Source organism: Microscilla marina ATCC 23134, assembly GCF_000169175.1.
Classification (GTDB): domain Bacteria; phylum Bacteroidota; class Bacteroidia; order Cytophagales; family Microscillaceae; genus Microscilla; species Microscilla marina.
In genome coordinates this window covers 45,852-69,955 of the sequence record NZ_AAWS01000041.1, presented here as the reverse complement: position 1 = coordinate 69,955, position 24,104 = coordinate 45,852, and the positions used below count along the sequence as shown (strand labels likewise).

Sequence of the window (24,104 nt, the reverse complement as noted above, 5' to 3'; positions counted from 1 at the left end):
CAACAAATGATCACTTGACGTTGCCATATCTGTGTCGTCTTTGGGGGCTGGCACTAACAAATAACACTTAGCGTATAAATTTTCATCAAAGTAAATAATGCCCTCCTTGTGACATACCCTGCTTCATAGTCAATACTAATTGGTCAATGGTTTTTAGTCAAATGACTTATAATCACGGTACGATTCTAATTGTTCTTTCAGGGCATTGACAAGCTCTGCACCCAAAGCCTGCCCCAACCAACCAGCATACCACTCTTGTTTGAAACTATGGGGTTGTCTCCACGGGGCTGCCTCACTTATGGGTTTCTCTTGTGTTCGAAGACAAACGTCAAAGCCAAGGGTAGCAATTGTTGAACTATGAGATTGATTGGTTAAAGAAAATGATGCCTCCTGTCTGCGGTCTACAATGAGACTGGTCGGAAAAGTAACTTTACGATTAAACCTCCTGCCTAAAGCCTGATTGTACCCTATCACTTCCAAGGTTAGACATTCCGAATGAGCATAGGAGTCTTGTTTGATACTCAATTCTTTTGTAAGCAACCTGGGGGTGACTTGATCGTTCGCAGGAATGACTTTAAACTTTTTGGAAACCCTCCCCTGGCTCAGCTCCACTTCCAGAACATCCAGTTTTTTTGCAAACCAATCTCGTCTGAGAACCAAATCCTGGAATGAAAATACAATAAAACAATCGTTGGCTAAAAGCACCCCATTATTCAGTCGTTTGCTCCCCAACACTACAGCCCACCACAATTCAGTGTAATAATTGACAAGTATTAAATCTAAAAGTTTGGCCACACAATCATTTTGTTTGTCCCCTCTAAAATATTCATCTAGTTTGCTAACATCAGAGGCTCCAGCAGTTTTTGGTACATCAAAACAAAGCCTCACTGAGGTCTTTTGTAGCAATGGCAAAAAGTTAGCTTTTACTACCTTTTCCAGGAAATTTTTCAAAGCCTCCTTGTTTAAACCCACGCTATTTACCCACGTCATCATCTCCTGACAAAGGTTTTCTAAACACAAGACCATCAATGGATCATCAAAAAATGTATCAGGGTTGTTGAGGTATACTTGTTGATTATTTTTTTCTAAAAAAGAAAACTCAGGTAGTTCCTCTTTTCTTTTGGTAGCACCAAACTGCTTCCCAAAAGCTTCGACAAAATCTTTAGAATATTTTCGAAAAACCACTCCTCCGCATTGCATCACAGGATATTGTAAATGAAGCCCACCAAAAGCTTCATTTACCAGGTCGGTCCAATCAATGGTATTTGGCTGCATCCATTCATAGTAATACCTCCAGTAGTCTCCAAACTCCCACGCAACTCCTGGCATCTTAAGCCCCATGTCTTGCAGTGTTTGCATTACTTGCGTTATTTCATCTGCTGTAGCACCTAACAAATGTAGTTTGATGCAATGATGAAACATCTCCCAACCTGCATTGCTCCATTGTCCTTCTGCTACTGCATTATTTTTAGCCGCAATCCAATTTTTATCCACCAGGTAGGCAATGTATAACAAGCGAGCTTCTTCAAAGTTGGGCAAACAAGCCAATGCTCTGCCTATTTCTGGGCACGCTTGTGGCAGTACATACGCATACCAGACAAATGCCTTGGATCGGAACTCGGCACTGTATGAGTCTACCTGGGCGTTTATCTTGTCGATGTTCATGCCTAGTGGTGCTACCTCATAATAAATTGCCTGACAGAGTAATGACGCTGACCATTTTTGCCACCAATAAGCACTTACACCTGAAATCCCTGTCACTACAGTGGCCGATTTCTTCCTCTTAGGCAAAGTTGCTGAAAAAAAAACCTGCTGATAGGAATGTCTGCAATACAAGAAACCATCAGGTAACCCAGGCAATGCTAATTTTAATTCTTCCAATAAAGCCTCCCTTGCTGCTTTGCCTGCCAGGTTGCTTGTTTTGTCTGGCACCTCTTTAATCAACCTAAACAACGTCGTATATTTCATAATTTAAGAGCCTCAAATCATTTGAAAGCACAGAACACCAGGCATTTGAGAACCCCTCAAGTCAGTAAGTTTCTGTGTTTGAGTGTAGCAACAAGTCCTTGAATAATATTGTTGCTACAACCAAAGTTTAAACCACTCATAGTTAAACACTTACATTCAACAATTAGTGATTATGGCTAATATATGTATGAATTTAATCAACGTTTGTCGGTTTAAATAAAAGCATGGAGGACGAATAATAGACCATAACAAAGAAGTTGCTTAATAGGGCGCTTCACCCACCAAATGTCTACTTTTTGTCAGGTATGATTTAAATCTTTATGCCCCAAAGCAGGTACATAAAATCAGAAGATGATAAGGAACGCTTTTTCTAAACGCAAAGGTAAAGGTGATACTACATGAAATGGGAGGCGTTACTTAAGAGTTGTCCAAAGTTGTACACTAAGCAATTGACTATCAATGATAAAGCACTTTTTTTGGGCAATAATACTATCCGTTTTGAGTACCCATAGCATTGCTCAGGCCACCCATCAGCCTCCTGTGGTTTACCTCCCATCAGGCAGCGATCGGCTTGCCCTCACTAAAGATCAGATTCATTGGCTTGAGGATAAAAATAATCGGCTTAGCCTCAAAGATGTGCTGCTGCCCCAATATCAAAACAAATTCAAGTCTCCACCCACGCTCAATTTTGGCTTTTCATCCAGCACCCACTGGTTTAAAGTATGCATTGGTAGCCATGACAGCCGTCCCCAAAAATTAATTTTGGAGGTCACCAGCTTTATTCGGGAAGTTACTTTTTTTTATGTTAATAAAAAGCAATCCCAACCACGTTGGAAAGCAAAAAAAATGGGCTTGTTTAACGGCAGTTTCCACCAAAGAAAGATTTATTACCCTTATCCTGTGCTCACTCTTGTAGCTAGTCAAAAACACGCCTGCCTGTATGTTCGCCTCAAGTCTACATCGGTCCAGTTTCCGGTCAAAATTTATACGGCTCATTCTTTTCAAAACCATACTGTGATACAAGGAATGATCAACGCCTTTATTTATGGCATGCTGGCAGTAATGATTGTCTACAACCTGTTTCTGTTTTTTGTGCTGGGCGAGCTGGTGCTCTTGCTGTATGTAGTGCTGGAAATATTTAGCACATTATTGCTTCTGGTGGCCAGCGGGCATTACTTATATGTATTGCCCTATGCCACCTACTGGAAACTTTACAATGACTCCTTGTTTGCTTTGGTATTGGTGCTGAGCTTTCTGTTTGCTATTTTATTTTTAGAAACACGCCGTCACTCCAGGTGGATTCATAGAATAGCGGTGTTTATGACCATCGCCTGCTCAGTATTATTTATACTAAGCCTGCAATATACTGTATTTAGCATTGTATTTCCTGTGGCACTCCTCAGCACGCTTGTGGGCATATTACTGCCAGGCTATTTGTACCTAAAGGGGGTGGTGGTAGCTCGGTATTACCTCGTTGCCTGGGCGTTCTCTATAGCAGGTACCCTGGTAAACATATTGTATGTTACAGGTATTACTTCTCCTAACTTATTGGTGCACCTTGCTCCACAAGCAGGAGTAGCACTGGAGGCCGTATTTTTTTCTTTCGCCATTGGAGATAAAATAAACCTGATCAAACGTGAAAAATACCTTACTCAAAAGCAACTGCTGAAAAAAATTAAAGAAAATGAACTCCTTATTGCCACCCAAAACGAAGCGCTGGAAAAAAAAGTAACTGAACGCACCAAAGCGCTCAAAGAATCGAATGAAGAAATTATGACCCAAAATGAAGCGCTTTTGCAAGCAAAAGAAGAGCTGGAGACACAGCAAGAAGTAATTGAGCAACAAAACCAAGACCTGCGGATTAGCAAAAAACACATCGACCAAAGTATTCGGGCTGCACGCAACATACAACAAGCCATTTTGCCCTCTGAAAAAAAAATGAAGGATATCCTTGGCAACCACTTTGTGTTATACCTTCCCAAGGATATAGTCAGTGGTGATTTTTATTGGATAGAGACCATCAATAACAAAATTTTTATGGCAGTGGCAGACTGTACTGGGCATGGGGTGCCTGGAGCATTTATGAGCATGATTAGCAATACCTTGCTTGATCACATCATCAAAGTGAGGCAAATTTACAATCCGGCGCGCATCCTGGAGCTCCTGCATCGGGCAATAGAACACGCCCTGGATCAGAAAACATCCAATGACCGGAATGGCATGGACATCGCCTTATGCCTGATCGAAAAAAATAGCAAAAAAATCATTTTTGCTGGCGCCAAACGCCCTATTTACTATGTTAGCAAGCATAGCCCACAGCAATTACAAGTACTAAAGGGAACACCCAAATCTATTGGAGGAATCCAACGCAGCGACATTTCCTTTGCCAATCAATGCCTCGACTTGGGGGCTGGTGGAACCATTTACCTTTGTAGTGATGGCTACATAGACCAAAATAACTCGCTCCGTAAAAAAATAGGCTCACTTCGCTTTCAACAACTCTTATTGGATGCTCAAACACGAGGTTTGCCCACTCAAGGGCACTTCTTGCAACAAAAGCTGGAGGAGCATACGCAAGGTGAAAAGCAACGAGACGATATTTTGGTGGTAGGCATACAAATCTAAGGTTTTTAGAACCCAAGAGCGCTGCCTTGCCAGAAGCAAGCCTCTAAATATATATTAAGTAGCAGCAAGCAATCAGCTATAAGCGATGCATTGCGAAACAATAGAGCAATATAACCATCAAAATAGAGGTGCTTAGAAAGGTTTGCCTAACTCCAGTTATTTAGCTACACCGATCCCATCGCTGTTAGACGCTATTCATAGATGGTCAACCAAACTTCATTATACATTTATTTACAACTTTGATGAATGGTTACAAAGGCCAGGTAAACCGCCATAATACCTGAAGTCTCACCTATGCCCACCTGAAGTCTTGGGGCAATTGATGCTATGCATAACCTTAACTCTTATATTTGAACAAATGGTACAAAAACATTGGCTTGGCAAAGGGCTTCTTTTGCACTTGAGAGGTTCTGCCAAGCCAAATGTTATTTGAGTGGTATCCAAATAATTTTTGCATTTCTGCCATACCCTCTACTCTACCCTACTATTTTTCACCCTGATTTATGTCTCCACAACCGAGTTTACGAGTCCTTAGATGCCGATAAATATCGGTGCTCAGCAAAGCTAAATCAAACCATCCACAAGCCTAAAAAACGACTTATTTTAGAGTTTCGATCGCCCCCGAATGGCGGGATTTATCAATTGGTGAAAACACACAACCGAGGCGAGGACGGTACTTTTTTAAAAAAAGCTGGGTAGAGTACACACCCTCCTGCAAAGTTTAACAACTTCCACCCAGCAGTTTCATAAATATTTTAAAAATCAATTCATTGTTGCTTGCCCCTCATTTGAGCAGGGCAGGTCTATCAGCCCAAAAACTGGCAAGTGATTGACACAGCATAATAAACCACATCTGCCCTTTGTTTCCTGCTGAAAATGAAAGAACTATGTGTTTGTTAGCGACCTATAGAACAGGGTACACCTGGCACCTTGTCGGAGCCTTTAACTATGCTTCTTGTAAGTTACTGAAAATCAGTGCAATACAAAAGTTTAGTTACTTATGAACCGAATCTACAGCTTGCTTTGATGAGCTCAACGGAGTTAAACAGAGTTTGCCTAGTGGAGGCTACGCCGACATCCCGCTTGCGGGGTACCGATATTCATCGGCATCTAGGGACTTGCCCCTGTCGGGGCTTTTCACTTTTACTTGGCTATTGATTGTTTGGCGGTATTCATTGATTTTACCCAACTCATGCAGCTATTTTTTAGAGTGATCTTTGCCTTGGTGATTGTAAAAAATAAACTCTCCTCCGGCATCGCCTACCCCCTGTAGAGGCCTGCCTACGGGCACTTGTTTGGTATTGTTGGCTACAGCTACCTTTACTGCCTGAATAAGCTGCGACACAGGAAACTTGTCTTGTACGCTTCCTCTTAGGTAATTGAGTAAGTGCTTGGCAAAAGGGCTGTTTTCGCCTTTCTTACCATCCGAGACAAACTCCAGGCTGCCTGAGGCAAACCCCCAACGTGACTTGAGAGATTCTACTTTTTCTTCATACCCCCGGCGCCCTTTTACAAACAATGACCCGGAAAAACAGGCATCTACAATCAAAAAAACATGTTTAAACTTTAGTCTTTTAATGTATTTGGTGATGTCTGCATTGCGAATATAAGAGCTTTGGTAGCTGGTGCGACCATCTACTGGTACCCAAAAACCCTCATCATATTTTTTGTCATAGTGCCCATGCCCCGAATAGTAAATAATGAGGTTGTCACGGTTGTTGCCCAACTCACTCAATTGGTCAAAAGCTTTTTCAACTTTAATGGCCGTCACTTCTTCATTCATCAGTTCAAACACGTTCTCCTGTTGAAAGCCATATTTTTGCAGCAATACCTTTTTTACATCTTGTGCATCTTTTACTGGGTTGTTGAGTGGGCGCCAATACTTATATTTGTCGCAAGCCATTAACAGCAGGTAGTTTTTTGCCTGGGCATCAAAAGCAAAGTCTGTGGCATTGATATCATCTTTTCTCAAATAGCCCAAGTCAAGTGTAACTTTAGGGGTCAACACTTCAATGGTTTTTGGTTTTCTTTTTTTCTGGGCATTCGCTTTCTCTTCCAGCACAAGCATTGCCCCAAAAAAACATATCAAAAAAACACTTTTTTTTATCATAGTAATGTTGCCGAAATAATGTCAGCAAATTTAAGTAAATATTTTTTCGCTAGACAAGGCGAAAAATCGGCTAATAGCAGCGCTATTCGGCTATTTTTCAACGATGTATAGCGACTAAAATATACAGTTAAAATGGGGAAGTTATTTTGACTACATTACATAGTCATTCCTTATTAGTAGTAAGTAACAGCACACTTTTAGATGGTGATCACACCACTGCACCTCTTGCAAGGGTGCTCAACCACGGATAAAACTTCTTTTCTTCCATGCTTTATGTTTTCCGGGTTTGTACATGCTTATGTCCTTTTGGTCAAACTCACTCGGTCGTGGGCCTTCTTGTCTTTGCTCTTGTTTTGGGCTATGCCTTTGCTCTTTGCGCCTTCTGCGCCAGCTAAGCACCCAATACAATAACCTGATGTATACTCCCATGATTAAAATATTGAGGTGTACATGAAACAAGGCATAGGTGAGCACCGTCAGCAACATCAGAAACAAAGCAATGCTGATGTACTCGATGATAAGTTTGCCAAAGAACGTTTGACTAAACCTACGCCAGGTGTTGCTGGTTTTGAAAGGCAAACCATAAAAAGTAAGGTAAGACAATACAAAGTAGCCCAGCCAAATTAAAAGCACCAAAAACGGCGAAATGATTGATTGTCCTTTGACCAACCCCAGGTAAACATTCAGTAAAATAAGGGTTCCGGCGGTTTGCCCTACTACAGTACGATGCACATCAGCCCGGGTAAAATCTCCAATCATTACAATGGGGCGGTGTTTTTTCATAAAGTCAAAAATGTCTGCATCAAACTCATATACATCTATCAGTTCTCCCATTGTTTGTAGGGTGTAATATCCTCCATAAAAGCTGGTATCTCTGAGGTGGTGCTGCCTTACCCTAAAGTCAATAATCATTTTATTAAAAGAGGGACGACCATTGAGTGTATAGCCCAAGCCCTGAGAGGCCATTTTGCCTTGATGAATGTCTTCATACATTACCAAAGGCAAACTCTTGTTTTTTCCCTGATACAGCTTGAACTTTAGAAAAAGGCTCCCTTGCCTGGCACGGTATTCCACGGCGGCTTTTTTTCCCGGAAAAAGCCCTTGATTCAACGCTCCTTTACTATTGGTGCCTGCTGCACAAACCACCCTGGGCAAATTGGCAAAAGCCGCCCTCAGCAAGGAGTCCTTAAGGCGTCCGTTTTCACTTTCGTCTGCCTGGTCAAACACAATATCACAAACAATGTAGCGGTAGTAGTCAGGGTGCTGTTTAAAAAACTCAAGCACACGGGCAAGCGCTGCTCGATTGGTAATTAACTTCTTACCGTTTCCATCAAGTCGTGGAATCAAATCTAAGTCGTGGGCAACATTGATAAACATGAGCTCATGTCGCTGGGGGCGATCAGGCGCTATATTAAACAGCAAACGTTTGGCAATGGTAGATGCTCGAATGAGTAACCTTTCGTCTTCTGAGGTAGGACCAAAGTTGAGCCATACCCAAGTAAACAATACCATGACAGCGGCGTGCAACCAACTCCATAAAATGCCTTGAATATTTCTTTTCTTAGCCATTATTGTTTCCCTTAAAGTGCCATTGAATAAAAAACAGCGATGCTAGTCCAGGTTTAAATCTAGTTTCACAAAATAGATTGCCTTAAAGCTGTTACTAAAACTCTCCGTTTCGCCTATAAAAAAAAGCGTAGATTCACTGAGCAATAGCTGTCTTCCTTGTTCATCTTGGCTTCCTCCAAAAACACTGAGCATCTCTAATGAGATAGCCTCATTGGTCTGACCATATTTACATACCAAAACATCAGTACCGCTCAATGGGTTGCCGTGAGTACCCAGGGCAAATACATTTTGCCCTGACGCTACCACATCTACAAAAGTTTCCTCAGAGGCTTTTCTACTATAAGCCATGGGGTTGGTTAGCCAAACCGTAGCCAAACTGCCAACATTTACCCTGGCAATCATTGCCCGGCGGCTACTATCAATGGTTTGGTTGCCCGCCACTACCAAGTCCCCATTGGTCAGTTGTATAATTTTAAAAATCTCTCCATCAAAACCCAGGTCCTGCAGTTTCTCTTGGGTCAGCTCACTGTCAAGTTGCAACACAAAAGGATTCGAACTACTCAAGTTGGTTCCAGCAATGATGATCTTAGCGTTTTGGTCCCACAACATAGACGCTGGTACGTGGGTTTCGCCAAATGTTTTGCTTCTGATGAGTACCCCAGCCGATGAGTACTCATTGAGTTGAACCTGGGTTTGGTTGATGGAAGCCAATACCACTACGCTTGCCTGGCTGCCCTCTACAAAATCTTTATAAATTTCGTGGTCTACTGTTGCCAACTTATTGCGCCAAGCCTCCTTGCCGTCAGCATCCAGTTTTACAATAAAAGCATCGCTGGCACCCACCAGGTCAAAATAATGCCCTACTACCACAATGCTACCATCTGACAACTCTTTGACTGCCTCCACAAAAAGTTGCCCCCTGGCAATGTTGTTCAAGTCTGTTTCCCAAACACGTGTAGCACCATCAGGTGTCTTGATCACCTGTAGGTTGCCCAGGTTTTGCCGACCTGCCAACACAAGATTACCATCAGCCAGTTGAGTCATTCTAAAGCCATACTTATCTTCTGAATTTCCTTCTATCAAGACTGTATTTTGGGCTTGACCTGGAGCAGGCAGTACTACCACCTCTTTGACCATTGAGTCGCTGGTTGTTTTGTCTCGTTTGGTGCTCACCATGGTTACCGCATAGCGTCCGGTATCGCCAAAAACATGCTGAGGGTTGGCTTGGGTACTTTGGGTGCCGTCTTTAAAATCCCATAGAAACGATGCTGCCACTTGAGACCCATTCGTAAACTTTACCGTGTCGCCCACCTGTATGGTAGTGCGTGAAGGGATAAAGTCGGCGCTGAGGGGCACATACGCTTGTTCCTGAAAAAGGCAACTGGTAAACAAGCCCAACAAACTTCCATAAATCAGCAGTAACCCAGTGTTTTTGAGGCATTTATTTTGATAAAACATCATCGACATACTTAAAATCTCCACAAAATATTTAACTGAAATCCGCCCGAAAACCGAGCAATAGAAGGCACTATCTCAGCGGGCAATAGCCAGGCAGTTTTTTTGGCTTCTTCCTCTCGTTTTGGAAAATATTTTTTCAGGTTTTTTCGCCCTTTGAGGTACACCCCCAGCACATCACCCAACCACACAATGGCTGAGGCTCCTAACAAAACCTGTGATAAAATATTGTAAGACTGTGCGGTTTGAAATAAACGTTGGTGGGCGGTTTCGCTGTTGGGGTCGCTCAGGTCATAGCCTTCATACAGATGGTCTGCCCAAAACCGAAAGAAAACTCCGGTACCCAACAGGGTAAATGCTGCGGTCGGAATCCATTCATAATGGTAGCCATCCCTCACTTTATAATCTCCCCAACCAGGCAACAGCAACGATTTGAGCGCGTGTCTTGGGCCACCCTTGGCTTGTTTGGGTATTTCGGTAGATTCTATTTTAAAAATCACATTCTTTCCACTGAAGTAAGGGTTGTCTTTGACAAAAGACCAGGCAATGCTTTTGTTATTGCCTACCCTGATGCTATCGCCTACATCGCCGTTCACCGCTTGCAAAGGTCCCTTAAACGAGCGGGCATTGTTGCTGGAGTAATACAAACGGGTTACATAATATCGGTTGGCAGGTCCCTGTAGGTCAAAGTTGAGCGTAATGGTGTTTTTAGAAGTATCCAATGTTATTTTGTGGTACTTCAATACCGCTTTTTTTGAAAAAAACAATTGGGCATTTGCCTGAAAGAAGAAGGCAGTGCAGAACACTGTCGACAGTAGCAAAAGATATGTATGATAGTTGTTCACGGGTAGTTTATTTTTTTAAGTAGCCATACCAATGCATGCCGGCGCAATGAGCAACAAGTAATATTAGAGCCTGGCACACTGGATAAGTTGTTCATTAATTTGGATAAATAACAATCGAGATTATTTCTAACCCTTCGATGAATCGGCGCAGCTCTACCGTGCCGATTTTCTTTACACAACTTTTATAAGTCTTTAAAAATCAATGCTATACAAAGGGTGAGCTCCCCATAAACCGAACCTATTGCTAAATATCGCCCCATTGGGTAGCCTGTTATAATGAGCTCAACACAGTTAAGCAGGGCACTTGAAACACCGATATGCATCAACGCCTAAGGGCTTGCGCCTGTCTACCAAAAACAGCAAAAACAACCAAAAACCCAACATTGAAAGAAGACAAAAAGTGGACTTGATGCATGATAAAGACAATGTATTCAAGCCCGCTGGAGCACCCTCACCCGAAAAGCAGGAAAATCACAGGTATAATCACCAATGGCCTGTAGTTCGTAATCGTCTTCAGCGTCGTCTACCCACCAATTGATGTAGGCATCCAGCCCTTGATCTATGAAGAATTCGAAGAGCTCATACAAAGACTTTTGAGAGCCGGTATTGAGGTACGATAAGTCCAGGTTGAGCTCCAGTTTTTTACAAGGGTTTGCCGCCAAAGATGGCTGGAGCAAATCAATCAGATGGGCATAAAAATCCTGAGGGTTTTCCATAGTAGACTCTCCCCTGATGTCTAGCCTAATGATAGTGTAGTCCCAATAAATAGCTGGGCTAAAGTCGCCTTGAGGAATAAATAAATGCATGGCTATCAATTATATTTTTACTCCCTCTCAGGCTTCTGAGGGGGCATAAGTATTGCTGTAGGTAGTGCATAAAACTACTCAATAACAATGGGTTGGGCAGCCCCTTGCCGCAGACAAAAAATGGACAGAGGGGTTGTTTTATTTGCTGGCTATTGGGCAAAACAAAAACACCCCTTGAGCAAAACTCAAGGGGTGTAGGTGTATCAGGAATGTTATCTAACCATATTTTACAAGGTCATTGCTTTGCTCAACTCAAGCATTTTGTTCTGACATAATAAAACACCCCTTGAGCAGAGCCCAAAAGGTGTTGGTCGACTATAACATATTATATAGGGCTTGATGGGGCTTTTACCCTGAGTCCTCCCAAGTTTGTGATTTAACCTGACCCTGAAATATAAAGATATTTCACCCCACCATTGGCTAAGTACACTGTAAAATAAATATCTTATGCTTTTTTCGGCTTCTTTTGCCCTCTGACTTCTCTTTACAAAAATCGCGTAGCTTTGGCTATGCTCTATTTGTAAAGATCGCCAGCAAACAAAATAAACTCGAACTAAATGACAACTTACTTAATTTACAGTGTACTAAGCCTTTATAATACATCTATCACTTTAACTACAGATGCCTATTGTCAACCGTAACCAGAAAAAACGGATTCTGCAGGCATTTTGCAATTATCTTTCTGAACGCTAAGGTATACGATGAGGTGCTTCTTTAATAAAAAACAACCGGATAGAAAGTAGATGGCTTGGCTCGGCAAGTGGGACAAGAAGGGACAGGCAAAAGGAAAAAATCTCTTGTTTAATTTTGTTTTGGAAATTGATGAATATTTTTTCACCTAAAACACCAAGAAGAAAAATACATATTTAAAGTGAAAAGAGAGAGGCAACACTCTTCCTCTCTCCCAAAAACAGAGCATAAAGTTTTTAGTCGCTCTCTAAGAAATAAATTGTAGCTAATGTTTTATATATTGTTGTTTGGGACTACTAAGGATGTAACTTTTAACAAATTTACATCTGCTATTTCATAACATTTTTTTAAGTTATTTCTAATGCAACCTATGAATACCTATTTTAAGATACCAGACATCAGACCTGTAATAATTCTAAACCCTTTCTTAACAAGAGGATAAGACATATGTATGACATCTGCCAGGGCACTGGTTGTTACTAAATCCTTACCAATGTTATCACTCTTACTATGTACCACAATACCTAAAAGAAATTTATAAACACTGGGCAGGCCAGAAATCATTCCAGATTCAAGGGCTGTTTTAACATTAGAACCTAAGTCTTGTGCATCAAAAGCAAAAGGCGTTTTTTGGGCACCCTTGCAAAGCCATAATTTAAAAACTCGCCAGTTATGTGATTGCACCTGAGGGGGAATATCTATTCCTTGCGTTTTCAAAAAATCGATAATATTTTCAATTTTTTTGTCAGTCCCCTCTGCCATCAAGCTAATCTTTAGCCATTGATGAAACCACCACCATGCTTTAAAGTCAGGAGCCCAATCTTTAGAATCTTTTTTGTATTGGTTGATAAAGCCCTCACTTTTAAACAACTCCTTGTATTTATTAAAAATACCTTCAGAATCTATCAAATTTTGATGAGCTTGCATAGGTTGCCACTTCTTCATCAGTTGCTGATACAGATTTAAAAGATTTTGGTTACCGTTGCCCTCAATAAGTGTATTGCTCTTGGTAATTATATCCAAGGCTTCTTGCTTGATAACAGTTTCGTATTTAGATTCAATTGTACTAATGAGTTTGAAAACCAAGCCAACACTCATTTTGATCCAATCTTGATCTTCCATTGTTGGAATACAACGCTCAATCAATGTATTGTATGGAATGCCAAATGGTGTAGTAATGCCATTTTTTTGTAGCTCAGGAAAAAGCAAATTTACATAAGTTTCTGATGCTTTCTTTTCTTGACTCTCATAACTACATATACCAGGAAAACTGGCTTTGATTTTGGTAATGATAGCTTTTCGCAAGCTTTTGCCTACGGGGTTTTCCTTTAGTTCAGGCGTTAGGGAAAACAACTGTTTTATAGGATTTTGCTCGCTTACATTTGTGTATATGCTCAACATAATAGTATTTTTTAATGATGGTTGATTTAGTAAAACTACAAAAATAACCTAATCCATAGAACGGCATCTTTGGCAGGGGTACTTCTCAAAAAAATAGTTCCATAGCTAAAGCTATGCAAAGATTTTTTCGCTCGTCCTCCCACCAAATATTTTGTCCTTTTGGAGTACTTTATTTTTTACGTTTTACTTAGCACTTGACAGGCAAGTATTTTCTGACCTCCTTAAAAACTCCATCTACCCAAGTCCTTAGAAACCCATCTTTAAACTTTTGTTTTTGGTCCTGGTCAAAACCGTCTTTTACCCTACCTTCCTTGGCTTGAGTATTTTTGGTGATGAGTCTAATATCAAAAGTCAGCATAACCCAAGCTCCTGATTTATCCTTAAGGAGCATAGAATCTTTTCTATATGGCACATCTAAGTTGTCATTAAAAGAATAACTCCCCTTAAACTCTAGCTGATCTTTTGGCAAGGTCATATCCAGCTTCCAACTAGAGACTTTAGTGCTATCCATTTTTTTCTCAGTGGAAAAGTATACACACCCATCTAAAGGATTGATAAAAGACGGATCTTCAGAAGAAGGAATTTGTGCACGATAATTTTGTAAATCATCTAAGTCGCTAGCCAAACGCAAAGAAAAGTTGAAAACTTGCCCTGGAATTTGCGGATAAGAGTTCTCTTTTATTTCTCCAGGTACACTTTCTAATCTTTCTATAGCTCCATCTTTGAAGAACTGTCCTACTGGGGCATTAGCTGCAGTCGGGTCCTGCTGAGAAACCAAAGAAGGCGACCATTCTATGTCCAACAAAGAAATGGCAATGACCATATTTTGTGTGTCATCCTGGTCAGGAGTAAAAATTCGCCATCCCAGGTTTATAAGGCTTTCAACCTGTCGTGCATGCCTACTCATCAACAAATAGTGAAGTGTTCTGGTAGCAGAACTAGGTTTTGCCAAGCCATCAGGCAGCACTTCTTGGTGATTGAGAGAAGTTTTTTCCAGGCTCCTTAGGACCACCAAATCATCATTAAAGTTTATTTTTTTACTTAGATCTACCCAGTTGCTCCAAGAAATACTCTCTAAGGATTTTAGAACGCTTTTTTCATGACCAACAAGCAAGCTTTTTACCTCACTGCTTATTGTCGAGGGGTACTCTCGCAATAGTGGAGCAAAAGATAATACAGGAAACTGCTGTGTTTCATTCCCTGCAATAAACCAATCTTGGTCATCTAACAAAAGCTGATAAATGTAATTATTTCCCTTGGCATAGGAGAGGTTTTCCACCATTGTTGGTAAGAAATTACGTCCTGCTTTGGTTGCCACGATTCCTCCTTTTAAAGCATCTAATCCTACTTTTCTTAGGGCAAAATTTTCTACTTGTTGAGGTTCAGCACATAGATATTTTGCACAATGTTGACCATGTTTTTTGCCTGCTGCAACAAACAGTTGGGTTGCAGTAAAACCAAAACGTTCAACATTTGACATCTGATAGACATTCTGCTTTCCCTGGCTTGTCAAGTCAATTAACTTGAGGACTTTTGCGTCCCCATCTGTTGACCTTACTTCATCACCAGGCATTATATTTTCTATTTTTTTAAGACTACCATCAGCCATTCTTATACAAGAGCCTGCGGTGATCCCCCCAATAAAAGGAGGCAAAATTGCCATAGCTTGCATATTTGCCATTGCATTTATTTTTGTCATTATTATGTTTTTTATGTTTTACCAATAAAGATGAGCCATCCAAAAAATCGTAGCGGCTTGCACTTGTTGTAAATCAAGAAAAAATCAGCGTTTTCTACCTATGTCTCACGGGTTTTCAAAACATGCTGATATTACACGTTTTATTCCCAATCCACTCATTTCGATGGTGTAATGCATTGCGGAGTAATAAGCCATGCAGCCATTAAGCAATAAAAAACGAAACTCTGAGGATGCTTAACTTTTGTTAATTATTAAAAATTCGCCAACAAATACAGCCACCTGAAAAATTACAAAAGAGCTCCTTAAAACCAATAGTCCATAGTATTTAGTCCGTAGTCCATAGCTGATTCGAGTAAATGTTTACCTTATTAAGCCCTGTAAACCGAACTTGTGAGCTCAACGAGTTAATCAGTAGTCAACTTTATACCTTAGCAGTTTTTTACAGGCTATGGTCTACAAGTTCTCGAGCAGACGATGGCATGACCTCGCTCAATGTTTCCTTAATAATAAATTCTATCAGGTTTCCTTCCAGCATTTTCTGTCTTTCTAGGTCAAATTCATTTTCTTGTTTTTCCTCATCTTCCTTGGTTTTTACCCCAATTACTCTGGTATCGATCTGAAGGTGTCCTTCAACTTTACCATTTTCATTCCTGAGCGCCAAGCTATGCCAGTTAACTTGCCCTGGCTTGCCTCCTATCTGGTAGGTACCAATTAATGTTTTAGTTCCAACACTTATTTCAAAAGTGATCCTCCAAGGGTTTCTATCAAACTGTTCTGTTGCAACGTTGGTTGAAAGGTAAAAACATTTGTACAAAGCATATACATTGTTTGGACTTGCCTGGGGTTGTATATCAAACTGTGCTTCGTTGATTATGCGGAACTGGTGCGTTGTTAAAGATTTTTCACTCAAAAGAATTCTAATGCTTGCATTGGAAACTTCAGAATAGGCAAGTTGAGGTAAGCTTAGGTTATAAACAGAAGGAGATACCAAAATCTCGTTTTCTGATGCAGGAGTAGTTTCTTCAACCATTCGCCAACCCAGGGCTGACAACCCTTCAATTTTATCAGCATATTTGCTGGTAAGGTATGCTTGCAATAATTTCAATGACACTGGAACTTGCCCTGATACAGCCTGAGAAAGCATCGCATCAGAATTCAAATTTTGGGCTGTCACAAGTGTCCTTAGTAGTAGATAGCGGTCAGTGTTTGTACTAGCAATTGTCTCTAAATTTGTGATCAAAAAATCAAATGATTTTTCTTCCAAAGCCTGTATCACACTTTTGTTTATACGCTTGTATGAGACAAGGTGCTTTAGTATCTTGTCGGCCAGGCTAGTATGACAAGCAGTTGACGCAAAAGATAAAGTAAGAAACTGATTTGTTTTATCACCTACAATCAACCAATCTTCTTTGTCAAGTATCAATTGGCACATGTTAGGGTTTTCTGCTAATTCAGAAAGTACCACTTGCTCCACCCTAAAAGGCACCTTATCCTCTCCCTGCCTAGAAGTAATCAGGTTTGTTGTAAGCATTGCAGAAGCCACTGACGGAACCCTGTCAGGGTCAGCCGCTAAATAAGGAAACTCCACCCCCATAAAAATTTGGTTGTCACTAAAATGAAAATTATTCAACCCTTGGATATGATACCAATTACGTTTTTCGGGAGAAGGCACCACTATATTTGCCAGAACCTTGGCTGCTCCTTGTTTAGACAAAACTTTCTCTCCTGGTTTTACATCCTCAATGTTTTTCAGGCTGTTGTCTGCCATTTTAACTTGAGTTTTAGGTGAAAAACCGCCAGTAAAAACTGTTTGAGGAGCTTTATTACTTTTATTTTTCATGGATTTAAAATCCCTTAATGGAACAGCTTGAGTGTTTTTATTTTTCATTGGTCTTTAGTCATTAATGGAATAATTGTACGTAATGTTGCAGTAATGTTACTACTTGTAGCATACTCTCTGCCTGGAGCGGCACTATTGATTAGTGGGTGCCCAAGCATTGACTCTCCCATAAATAGTTTGGTAAAGAGATAAGAAATAAAATCTACTTGTAAATCATCAGCACCCCTAGAAACCGTTTTCTTTCCAAATAAATTTAGTTGAGAACTAATCTCTGGGTAAACATTGAAAAAACATGGGTTGGGAGTTATTTCTCTTAGCAACTGTCCAACATAAGTACGCCAAGTTTTGGCTCCAACCACTGATGATATTTTTACACCTTTTGAAGTAAGAAATCCGATTATCTCCTGAATGTCTTCATCATTTCCTCCCATAATGCTTATCTTAAGCCAGCTATGAAACCAAAAACTATTTAACTCCAAAACGGAAGGCTCAAGGTGAGGAATACTTTCATTGTATAAATCAACAAACTCTCTGCTTTTGAGGAAGTCTACATAAGCTTTGATAACGTTGCTTGACTCAGTTTTAACGTCGTTGTAAATATCCCTAAAGGGCATCCAATTTTCCATGAGGTACTTGTATAAATTGAACAAGTTGGTGTAGGCGTCTCCTTCTATTTTTTGATGAAAGTCTACTATGTTATCCCATACAGTAGCCTTTATATGATGAGTTTCTTCTGCCACGTTATGCCCTATAAGCAGGCATACAATATTTACTGCCAACTTTTCCCAATCCTGCAGCTGCATGTCCGGAAAAAACTTCTTAATATGTTCATTATGTAACTCTTGATTATTGCCATCGGCTCTCCCTTGTTTGAGTTCTGGAAAAAATAAATCACGATAAAAACCTATTGGATTAATGCCAGGAGTTTCTATCGTAATTACAGGTTCGTTGGCATCCTCATCTAAACTTGAGCCCAGATCATTTCTACCCTCTAAATTTTCTGTTTTCCTAAGCTTATATAAGTTTTGCCAAGCCTTGCTACCATCAAGTATGCCTTCTATGCTGTCGCCCAGGTCTCGATAAATAGGGTCGTTGACAGGGAGCGACTTTGCTTGAGAAACCATCTCTTGCTGAATCATTGATCGCATATTTTCATTTGCCAATGCAGCACCCGATTTACCAGCAAGCTTTTGAATCAAGTTTTCTTTCGTAGGATTCAATAAAGCGCCTACAAAGTTCTTTAACTTGGCAGTATTTTGAGCATCGGCATCTTTTTCTTTGCCTGAAAACCTGTAGTTTAACTCCCCAAAAACAGCATTGATATCCTGTGGTACTTTTTGCTCATCAATTACCTTTGCACACCAATCTTTACAAGAAGATCCTAAACTTTGTTTGATAAAATCTTGTGTTTCATTGCCCACACCAAGTTTTTTTGCTGTTTGGCCTTTGATATAATCACCAGCCACTTTTTCTACATCTTTGATAATACGGTCACCTGACAATTCGCTCTGAGGAATAGCCAACAACGCAGCTTTTTGCTGGGCAAATAGTGCTTGTGGGACTTTATCTGCTCCTTGAAAAAAAGCGTTTGCCTCGCTGCTTATCCTGTCGTTTATTTTTTGTATGTCACCTTCTACATATTTGCTGTCCGATAGCTCGACAGCGCTTGCCTTTGCCCACTTATTGGCAACACTTTGAAACTCACTCGTTACAACCTGGTTCATTACCTCTCCAAAATCTCTTTGCTTATCGGCATGCTGTTTGAGTATTTTTCTTACTTCCTGTTTTTTGGTAAAAGCGTCTGCAATGTTTTTACTATGATTTGTGTACACTTTGCCTACTTCTTTGTCTATGTTGCTTGCCAAGGCAGACTTATCCAACGTCAAGGCTTTGTACTGATCATTGATCTTCTCTTCCAGTGTAAACCGGTTGCTAAAATCTCTGGTAGATAGTTTGTTTAAAGCATCATTTTTGGCTTTGACCCCACTCAGCAAAACCCCATTAAACAACTTGTTTTCTTCTAATTCTGAGGCATTCCTTATGGTTCTCATCAAACTTGTTTTACCAGGCTTGTTGGGGTAAAACAAAGCCTCTATTTTCTCTTTCATTTGCGCGCCAATCGCATCCAAAACTTCGGCTATTTTTTCTATCTTCTCCCGATCATCCTTTTTATTTTTATTCAGCTTCAAGTCTTTTTCCATGCTGGTTTGTATGCTCGACAAGCCAGCTTCTACCTCTTTGGTCAAACTGCTTACATCGGTCAGTTTGTTGCCCAGTTTTTTTAGCGCTGTTCTTTTTTCTGTCAGTTTTTGGTCTAAGGTCTTTCTTAAAGTATCTACATTTTTAAGTTTAAACTCAGTAATGCTTCGAGTAAAGTTTGCCTCAATTAGGTTGGTTACACTATTTACCTGAGGGGCTTTAAAAAATGCTCCTTTCATTGCCGCCACAACATCTTTTCGGATATGTTCCACGCGGGCATTGGCTGTTGTGTCAAGGCCTTTGCTTTGTGCGTCTACTATATCTTTGCCCATGCCCAAGGAGGTTTTATCTATGACACCATATATGGTATACATATTAGAGTGGTCTCCTAACTTAGACACCTCGGTAGCAATCTTGCTCAAAGAGTTGACAATTTCAGCGTCAATCTTACTTCCATAACTTACCCCAACTTTTTTCTTATTCTGTAAAACGGCTACAATTTTATCCTTTGATGCTTGGTCTTGCAAGTCTGCCAGTTCTAGCTTCAAACTCTGAATATCCTCTTCCACCGCTTTTACAACCTGCGCACTTCCTAAACCTTGAGGAACTATTCGCTGAACCAAGGTTTGAGAAGTCTGGTCAACTTTTTGTTCAATTCCGAGCAGCTTCCCTTCTATCAAATCAAGGTTATCTTCAAACACCTTGTCAACCCTTTGGTTAAGGTTCTTGTAAACCTCTGGCTCTATGCCCAATTTTTCGGCAGAATTTTCCTCAAAATATTGTTTTGTTGCTTCAGTAGTAATGCGAGCAACCCTATCTTTAGACATTTCTCCTTCGCCAACGCTCCTTAACAAATGATTGGTCGTTTTTTCAAATAGTTGTCCAGCCGATGCATCAATGCTTTGGTCATCGCTCGTTACAAGCTGTTGCACCAATGCTTCTGTTACTTCTTCTGCAAGTTCATTTATCAAATTTTGCAATGCTGGCAGGTTGGGCTTCCAAAGTTTTTCATAAACAAGACTATAAGTGCCAGGTAGGCTCTTTTTTATTTGCATACTAATGATGTTTGCCAAGTACCAAGGTAACTCTTCTTTGTCAGGCATAGCAAGAGTCATTTGATGCCTCCAATCTCCATCCATCCCTATACTTCCAAGATTTTTCATAATTTTATCAATTATATAACAAGTTTGGTTTGATTCTTTGGTTTTAGAAAAATAGCATTTGGACTGATCCGCTTCTTAAAAGCAGCGTGATTAATCAACCAAAAGAGGGGTTGTTTCCAACCATACAAACGTTTAATACAAGCCATTCATCCTTTGCAATTTGGAAAAGCAATGTCATATCTGCCAAAAAACACACAGACAACAAGTAGACAAGCAAAGGATGTGAAGTAGATGCAACCATGGTAAACACATCAAGCTACAAGCTACTGACTATGAACACTTTATATTTACAAGGCTATTCAATGTATGGAAGGCTTCATTGCCATTTAATAAATTAGGGAGACCATTTAGAGGCTTTGTGTCAATGATCAAGGTAGTTTAGAGTAATGATGAAAGCTGACTGTTTGTGGGCTTGTCGCGTCCCAACTATCACCTACCCTTCATTGATGGCTTGTTGTCTACTGTTTTGCATTTTGCCCCAAAAAAAGGAGTGCCCCATGAACCATGAGACACTCCAGGTGGGATCGTGTTATTTTTATTATCTACAAAAACTACCAGGGATGTTTACCTATCCAAGTCTTTTTGCTTTTTTCTTGGGGTGTTTAACAGTATTTGTTATGTCTTTACCTGTATTTACAATGTCCTTGCTTGTATCCTCAACCGTTTGCTTGGGAGTGTTCACTATGTCTTTGCCTACGTCTTCAGCAGTTTTGTCAGGGTGGGTAACAGCATTCGCTATGTCCTTGCCAGTGTTCTCGGCTGTTTGCTTGGGGTGGGCAACGGCTTGCTCCATTTCATAAGAGGTAGTAATCAACTCCCCATAAGCTTCCGAAAAGTTTTCAAGAGGGTTGGAGGGTTGTAGCAGCGAATTGGTGTGCTTTGAACCTTGGTTGATGCTCGAAAAACCTTTGCCTGGTGCATCATTGTGGTAAGGTTGCCCATCTGAGAACGACGCTTTAAATATGCCCCCAAAAAATAGTTTTGCATAAATATTATTGGTTGTTTTTTTCCCTTGATACCCCACTGTTCTGGCAATCGATACAGACACCCCCTTTATACCAAATTGCATGCTGGCGACTGTGTCTATATCACCAGCCACAAAAAACCGATTGTTATCTTCATCGGTGGGTCTTTCTGTCATGTATAACCACTGGTTGTAGGATCTCCAGGTATTGGGCGATACACTATCAGGAATATACACCCCTTGGCTGCTTAATGTATTGTATACTTGGGCGATGTTTTCGGGGGTAGCCCCCAGCATAACTAGTTTGAGCCAAGAATGAAACCAAAACCAATCCGCTACAAAAGTGCCTCTATCATAACTAAGGCGGTATTGTGTAACAAAAGTATTGCTCATTAAAATTTTTAGGTATAAATCTAAAAAATACTTTTTGTCATCACTTTCCAATAAAACTTCTTCGGCAATTAACCACTCGCCCATGAGGCGTTGGTAAAAGTTAAAGAATGATTGTTGGTTGTTTCCCTCAAGTTTTTTGTTATAGGCATCTATTTTCTGTGGTGTATTTGACTGTATTTTCGACTTGAAGTCTTCGTCAGCCTTCGTCTTGATTAACTCGCACAGCATACAAATACAGAGTTCTTTCCAATCGCTTTTTTTCATTTGTGGAAAAAACAAAGCAAGTTGATCATCGTAGGGAACATCTTTGTCTGAAGAAATATTTGCTTTGCCCAACTCAGGAAAAAAAATATCACGATACTCTCCAATCACAGGGGTAAAGACAGTCAAGCCAGGGTTATTTTCATAAAATGCGTCAATGGTTTTTTGATCTTTGTTGTTGGCCAATGGCATTTTATACATAGAGAAGTACCCATTTACCTGTACCTTTATTTTTTTGATAATGGCATCCCTTAATTTAAAACCCAAAGGGTTCAAGCTGTCGTCTTCGGCATGGTGCCCAGGCACAGGCATAGCATTGACCAACCCTATGGCTACATCATAAGGGTCTTGAGAAATCCTCAAAGATGCCTCGTTGCCCGTAAGCGATTTTGTTGCCTTACCCCCAACATAAAATGATCGGTTATCGACGGTTGTTATTGTATCAGGTGCTTTTGGCAGCGTTACTTCTGCCTTGATGCTTGCTTTGGGTATAAAAATGGTATAGCTCTCTGTTGAGGGCGCTGTTTTGGTTGTTTGCATGATGTGTGTATATGGTTGTTTACCAAAATTTCAGATGATTCCAGACTTTCTTTACTGTTTTTGCGGGGTGAGTAACAGCATCTGCTATGTTTTCCACGGTTTCTTTAGGGTGGGTCACTGCGTGGGCTACAGCATACCCCTTGGTTACCAAATCGCCATACACTTTAGCCGGGGTAGGTGGCTTGGGTAGCCAATCGGGTAAACTAAAAGGCGCCTTTACGCTGGAATACTGTTTGCCAGGGGCATCGTTGTGGTCAGGCTCTGCCGTGCCTACCACTGGTGTTTCTTTGAAATTTCTGCCAAAAAATAACTCAGCATAAATATTACTGGTACTCTTTTTACCTTTAGCTATCAATATTGAGGGAATCATGGCTGTTCCAGTCTTGCGAAGCGCCATACTTGCCGATTGGTCTATGTCTATAGCCCTAAAAAAACTACTATCTGTGTGGTCTGTCATCCGAAACCAATAATCATAAGACATCCACTTCTCTGAGGCAACACTTTTGGGCATAAAAACTTGCCTACTCTCCAACAAAGCGTAGATAGGGTCAACATCTTTAGGGTTTCCTCCCAGAATCAAAAGCTTGAGCCAAGCGTGAAACCAAAACCAGTCGGCCAAGAAGCCTCCTCTATCATACCCAAGGCGATACTCAGAAATAAATGAATTACTTGACAAAACTTTTTTGTATAAATCCAACAATTCACTCCTATTATCATCATCACCCAAAATGCCTTGATCTTTCATCCACTCTTCCATGAGGTATTGATAAAAGCGAAAAATATTGTGCCCACCAGAACCTTTGATTTTTTGGTTATAGGCGCTCACCTTGCTGTCTACTTCTGGCTTTATCTTGTCCTTGTATCCACTATTTACCTCTTTGATCAGTTGGCAAACCATGCAAATACATAAATCTTCCCAGTCATTTTTTTTCATTGCTGGAAAAAACCTATCAAACTGGTCATTGTAGGGCACGTCTTTGTCTGAAGAAATATTTGCTTTGTCCAATTCAGGAAAGAACACTTGCTGGTACCGTCCCTCTAATGGATCAAACCTTGGCAAAAGAGGATTGGCTGCATAAAATGCATCAATGACCTTTTGATCTTTTGAGCTGTCAGACAGTGGCATTTTATACATAGAAAAATACCCACTCATCTGTACTTTTATTTTTTTAGTAATGGCGTCACGTAATTTAAAACCTAAAGGGTTTAATTCATTACCTTCGGCATGGTAACCAGGCACTGGCACCGCATTGATAATGTGTATGACTTGCTCTAGAGGATTGGTATATATTGTAAGTCTGCGGGTAGATGTGGCAGCACCTTGACTTGCACCGTTGGCAGCATACAGGTTAAAACTTTGTGGAGGTGCCATTGCCCGGTCGGGTTGCTTAGGAAGCTTTAGCTCTGCCCCTAATTTTGTAAGCGAAATATCAACAGTGTATTTCTCTGTGGACGGTTTTGATTTGGTTATGCTCATTTTTTCAGGTTTTATAAAGCTTGCTTCTTCTTAGGTGGACCTTTGCCAGCATCCAACATAACCCATTGCTACTCCTAAAAGTAGCGTCCCATTTGGCTT

At 40.5% G+C, this 24,104-nt stretch carries 13 protein-coding genes; 1 reads left to right on the top strand and 12 read right to left on the bottom strand.

Features of this window, described 5'->3' with window-relative positions; translation table 11 throughout:
* Positions 1 to 153: 153 nt before the first annotated feature.
* Positions 154 to 1,968: a hypothetical protein gene (locus M23134_RS27660; RefSeq protein ID WP_002701931.1), complete on the bottom strand. Its 1,815-nt coding sequence runs from the start codon at positions 1,966 to 1,968 to the stop codon at positions 154 to 156.
* A 459-nt stretch (positions 1,969 to 2,427) separates the two neighbouring features.
* Here M23134_RS27660 and M23134_RS27655 point away from each other — a divergent pair, with 459 nt between their 5' ends.
* On the top strand, positions 2,428 to 4,593 hold the full coding sequence (locus M23134_RS27655) for a 7TM diverse intracellular signaling domain-containing protein (protein ID WP_002701929.1): 2,166 nt from the start codon (positions 2,428 to 2,430) through the stop codon (positions 4,591 to 4,593).
* A gap of 1,198 nt (positions 4,594 to 5,791) precedes the next feature.
* Here the strand turns inward: M23134_RS27655 and M23134_RS27650 are convergent.
* The 11 genes from M23134_RS27650 to M23134_RS27600 form a co-directional block, all read right to left on the bottom strand.
* The gene (locus M23134_RS27650) at positions 5,792 to 6,703 is read right to left on the bottom strand and encodes a caspase family protein (protein WP_002701923.1); all 912 of its coding nucleotides are present in this window, start codon (positions 6,701 to 6,703) and stop codon (positions 5,792 to 5,794) included.
* 237 nt (positions 6,704 to 6,940) lie between these two features.
* Complete coding sequence (locus M23134_RS27645; RefSeq protein WP_002701921.1) at positions 6,941 to 8,272, bottom strand: CHASE2 domain-containing protein; 1,332 nt, start codon at positions 8,270 to 8,272, stop codon at positions 6,941 to 6,943.
* Between the two features lie 42 nt (positions 8,273 to 8,314).
* Positions 8,315 to 9,733 (bottom strand): PKD domain-containing protein, encoded by a 1,419-nt coding sequence (locus M23134_RS27640; protein WP_198145103.1) that lies wholly within the window; start codon positions 9,731 to 9,733, stop codon positions 8,315 to 8,317.
* An 8-nt stretch (positions 9,734 to 9,741) separates the two neighbouring features.
* Positions 9,742 to 10,572: a hypothetical protein gene (locus tag M23134_RS27635; RefSeq protein ID WP_045114464.1), complete on the bottom strand. Its 831-nt coding sequence runs from the start codon at positions 10,570 to 10,572 to the stop codon at positions 9,742 to 9,744.
* A gap of 431 nt (positions 10,573 to 11,003) precedes the next feature.
* Positions 11,004 to 11,378 (bottom strand): DUF1987 domain-containing protein, encoded by a 375-nt coding sequence (locus tag M23134_RS27630; protein WP_002701916.1) that lies wholly within the window; start codon positions 11,376 to 11,378, stop codon positions 11,004 to 11,006.
* Positions 11,379 to 12,446: 1,068 nt separating this feature from the next.
* Entirely contained in the window at positions 12,447 to 13,469 is a 1,023-nt protein-coding gene (locus M23134_RS27625; RefSeq protein WP_002701909.1) for a hypothetical protein, read from the bottom strand.
* A gap of 187 nt (positions 13,470 to 13,656) precedes the next feature.
* Complete coding sequence (locus M23134_RS27620; RefSeq protein WP_002701907.1) at positions 13,657 to 15,168, bottom strand: hypothetical protein; 1,512 nt, start codon at positions 15,166 to 15,168, stop codon at positions 13,657 to 13,659.
* Positions 15,169 to 15,607: 439 nt separating this feature from the next.
* Complete coding sequence (locus tag M23134_RS27615) at positions 15,608 to 17,056, bottom strand: hypothetical protein (protein ID WP_002701905.1); 1,449 nt, start codon at positions 17,054 to 17,056, stop codon at positions 15,608 to 15,610.
* Positions 17,053 to 20,370, bottom strand: coding sequence for a hypothetical protein (locus M23134_RS27610; RefSeq protein ID WP_157558678.1), 3,318 nt, complete (start codon positions 20,368 to 20,370; stop codon positions 17,053 to 17,055). Before M23134_RS27610 ends, M23134_RS27615 begins: the two co-directional genes overlap by 4 nt.
* Before the next feature lie 568 nt (positions 20,371 to 20,938).
* The gene (locus M23134_RS27605) at positions 20,939 to 22,528 is read right to left on the bottom strand and encodes a hypothetical protein (protein WP_002701899.1); all 1,590 of its coding nucleotides are present in this window, start codon (positions 22,526 to 22,528) and stop codon (positions 20,939 to 20,941) included.
* A gap of 19 nt (positions 22,529 to 22,547) precedes the next feature.
* Positions 22,548 to 24,005, bottom strand: a complete 1,458-nt coding sequence (locus tag M23134_RS27600; RefSeq protein ID WP_002701898.1) for a hypothetical protein — start codon at positions 24,003 to 24,005, stop codon at positions 22,548 to 22,550.
* Positions 24,006 to 24,104: the final 99 nt, after the last annotated feature.

What these genes read in the sequence shown, in the direction of transcription:
- M23134_RS27660 (WP_002701931.1), bottom strand. Translation starts at nt 1,968, where the DNA reads ATGAAATATACGACGTTGTTTAGGTTGATTAAAGAGGTGCCAGACAAA.
- M23134_RS27655 (WP_002701929.1), top strand. Translation starts at nt 2,428, where the DNA reads ATGATAAAGCACTTTTTTTGGGCAATAATACTATCCGTTTTGAGTACC.
- M23134_RS27650 (WP_002701923.1), bottom strand. Translation starts at nt 6,703, where the DNA reads ATGATAAAAAAAAGTGTTTTTTTGATATGTTTTTTTGGGGCAATGCTT.
- M23134_RS27645 (WP_002701921.1), bottom strand. Translation starts at nt 8,272, where the DNA reads ATGGCTAAGAAAAGAAATATTCAAGGCATTTTATGGAGTTGGTTGCAC.
- M23134_RS27640 (WP_198145103.1), bottom strand. Translation starts at nt 9,733, where the DNA reads ATGATGTTTTATCAAAATAAATGCCTCAAAAACACTGGGTTACTGCTG.
- M23134_RS27630 (WP_002701916.1), bottom strand. Translation starts at nt 11,378, where the DNA reads ATGCATTTATTTATTCCTCAAGGCGACTTTAGCCCAGCTATTTATTGG.
- M23134_RS27625 (WP_002701909.1), bottom strand. Translation starts at nt 13,469, where the DNA reads ATGTTGAGCATATACACAAATGTAAGCGAGCAAAATCCTATAAAACAG.
- M23134_RS27620 (WP_002701907.1), bottom strand. Translation starts at nt 15,168, where the DNA reads ATGACAAAAATAAATGCAATGGCAAATATGCAAGCTATGGCAATTTTG.
- M23134_RS27615 (WP_002701905.1), bottom strand. Translation starts at nt 17,056, where the DNA reads ATGAAAAATAAAAACACTCAAGCTGTTCCATTAAGGGATTTTAAATCC.
- M23134_RS27610 (WP_157558678.1), bottom strand. Translation starts at nt 20,370, where the DNA reads ATGAAAAATCTTGGAAGTATAGGGATGGATGGAGATTGGAGGCATCAA.
- M23134_RS27605 (WP_002701899.1), bottom strand. Translation starts at nt 22,528, where the DNA reads ATGCAAACAACCAAAACAGCGCCCTCAACAGAGAGCTATACCATTTTT.
- M23134_RS27600 (WP_002701898.1), bottom strand. Translation starts at nt 24,005, where the DNA reads ATGAGCATAACCAAATCAAAACCGTCCACAGAGAAATACACTGTTGAT.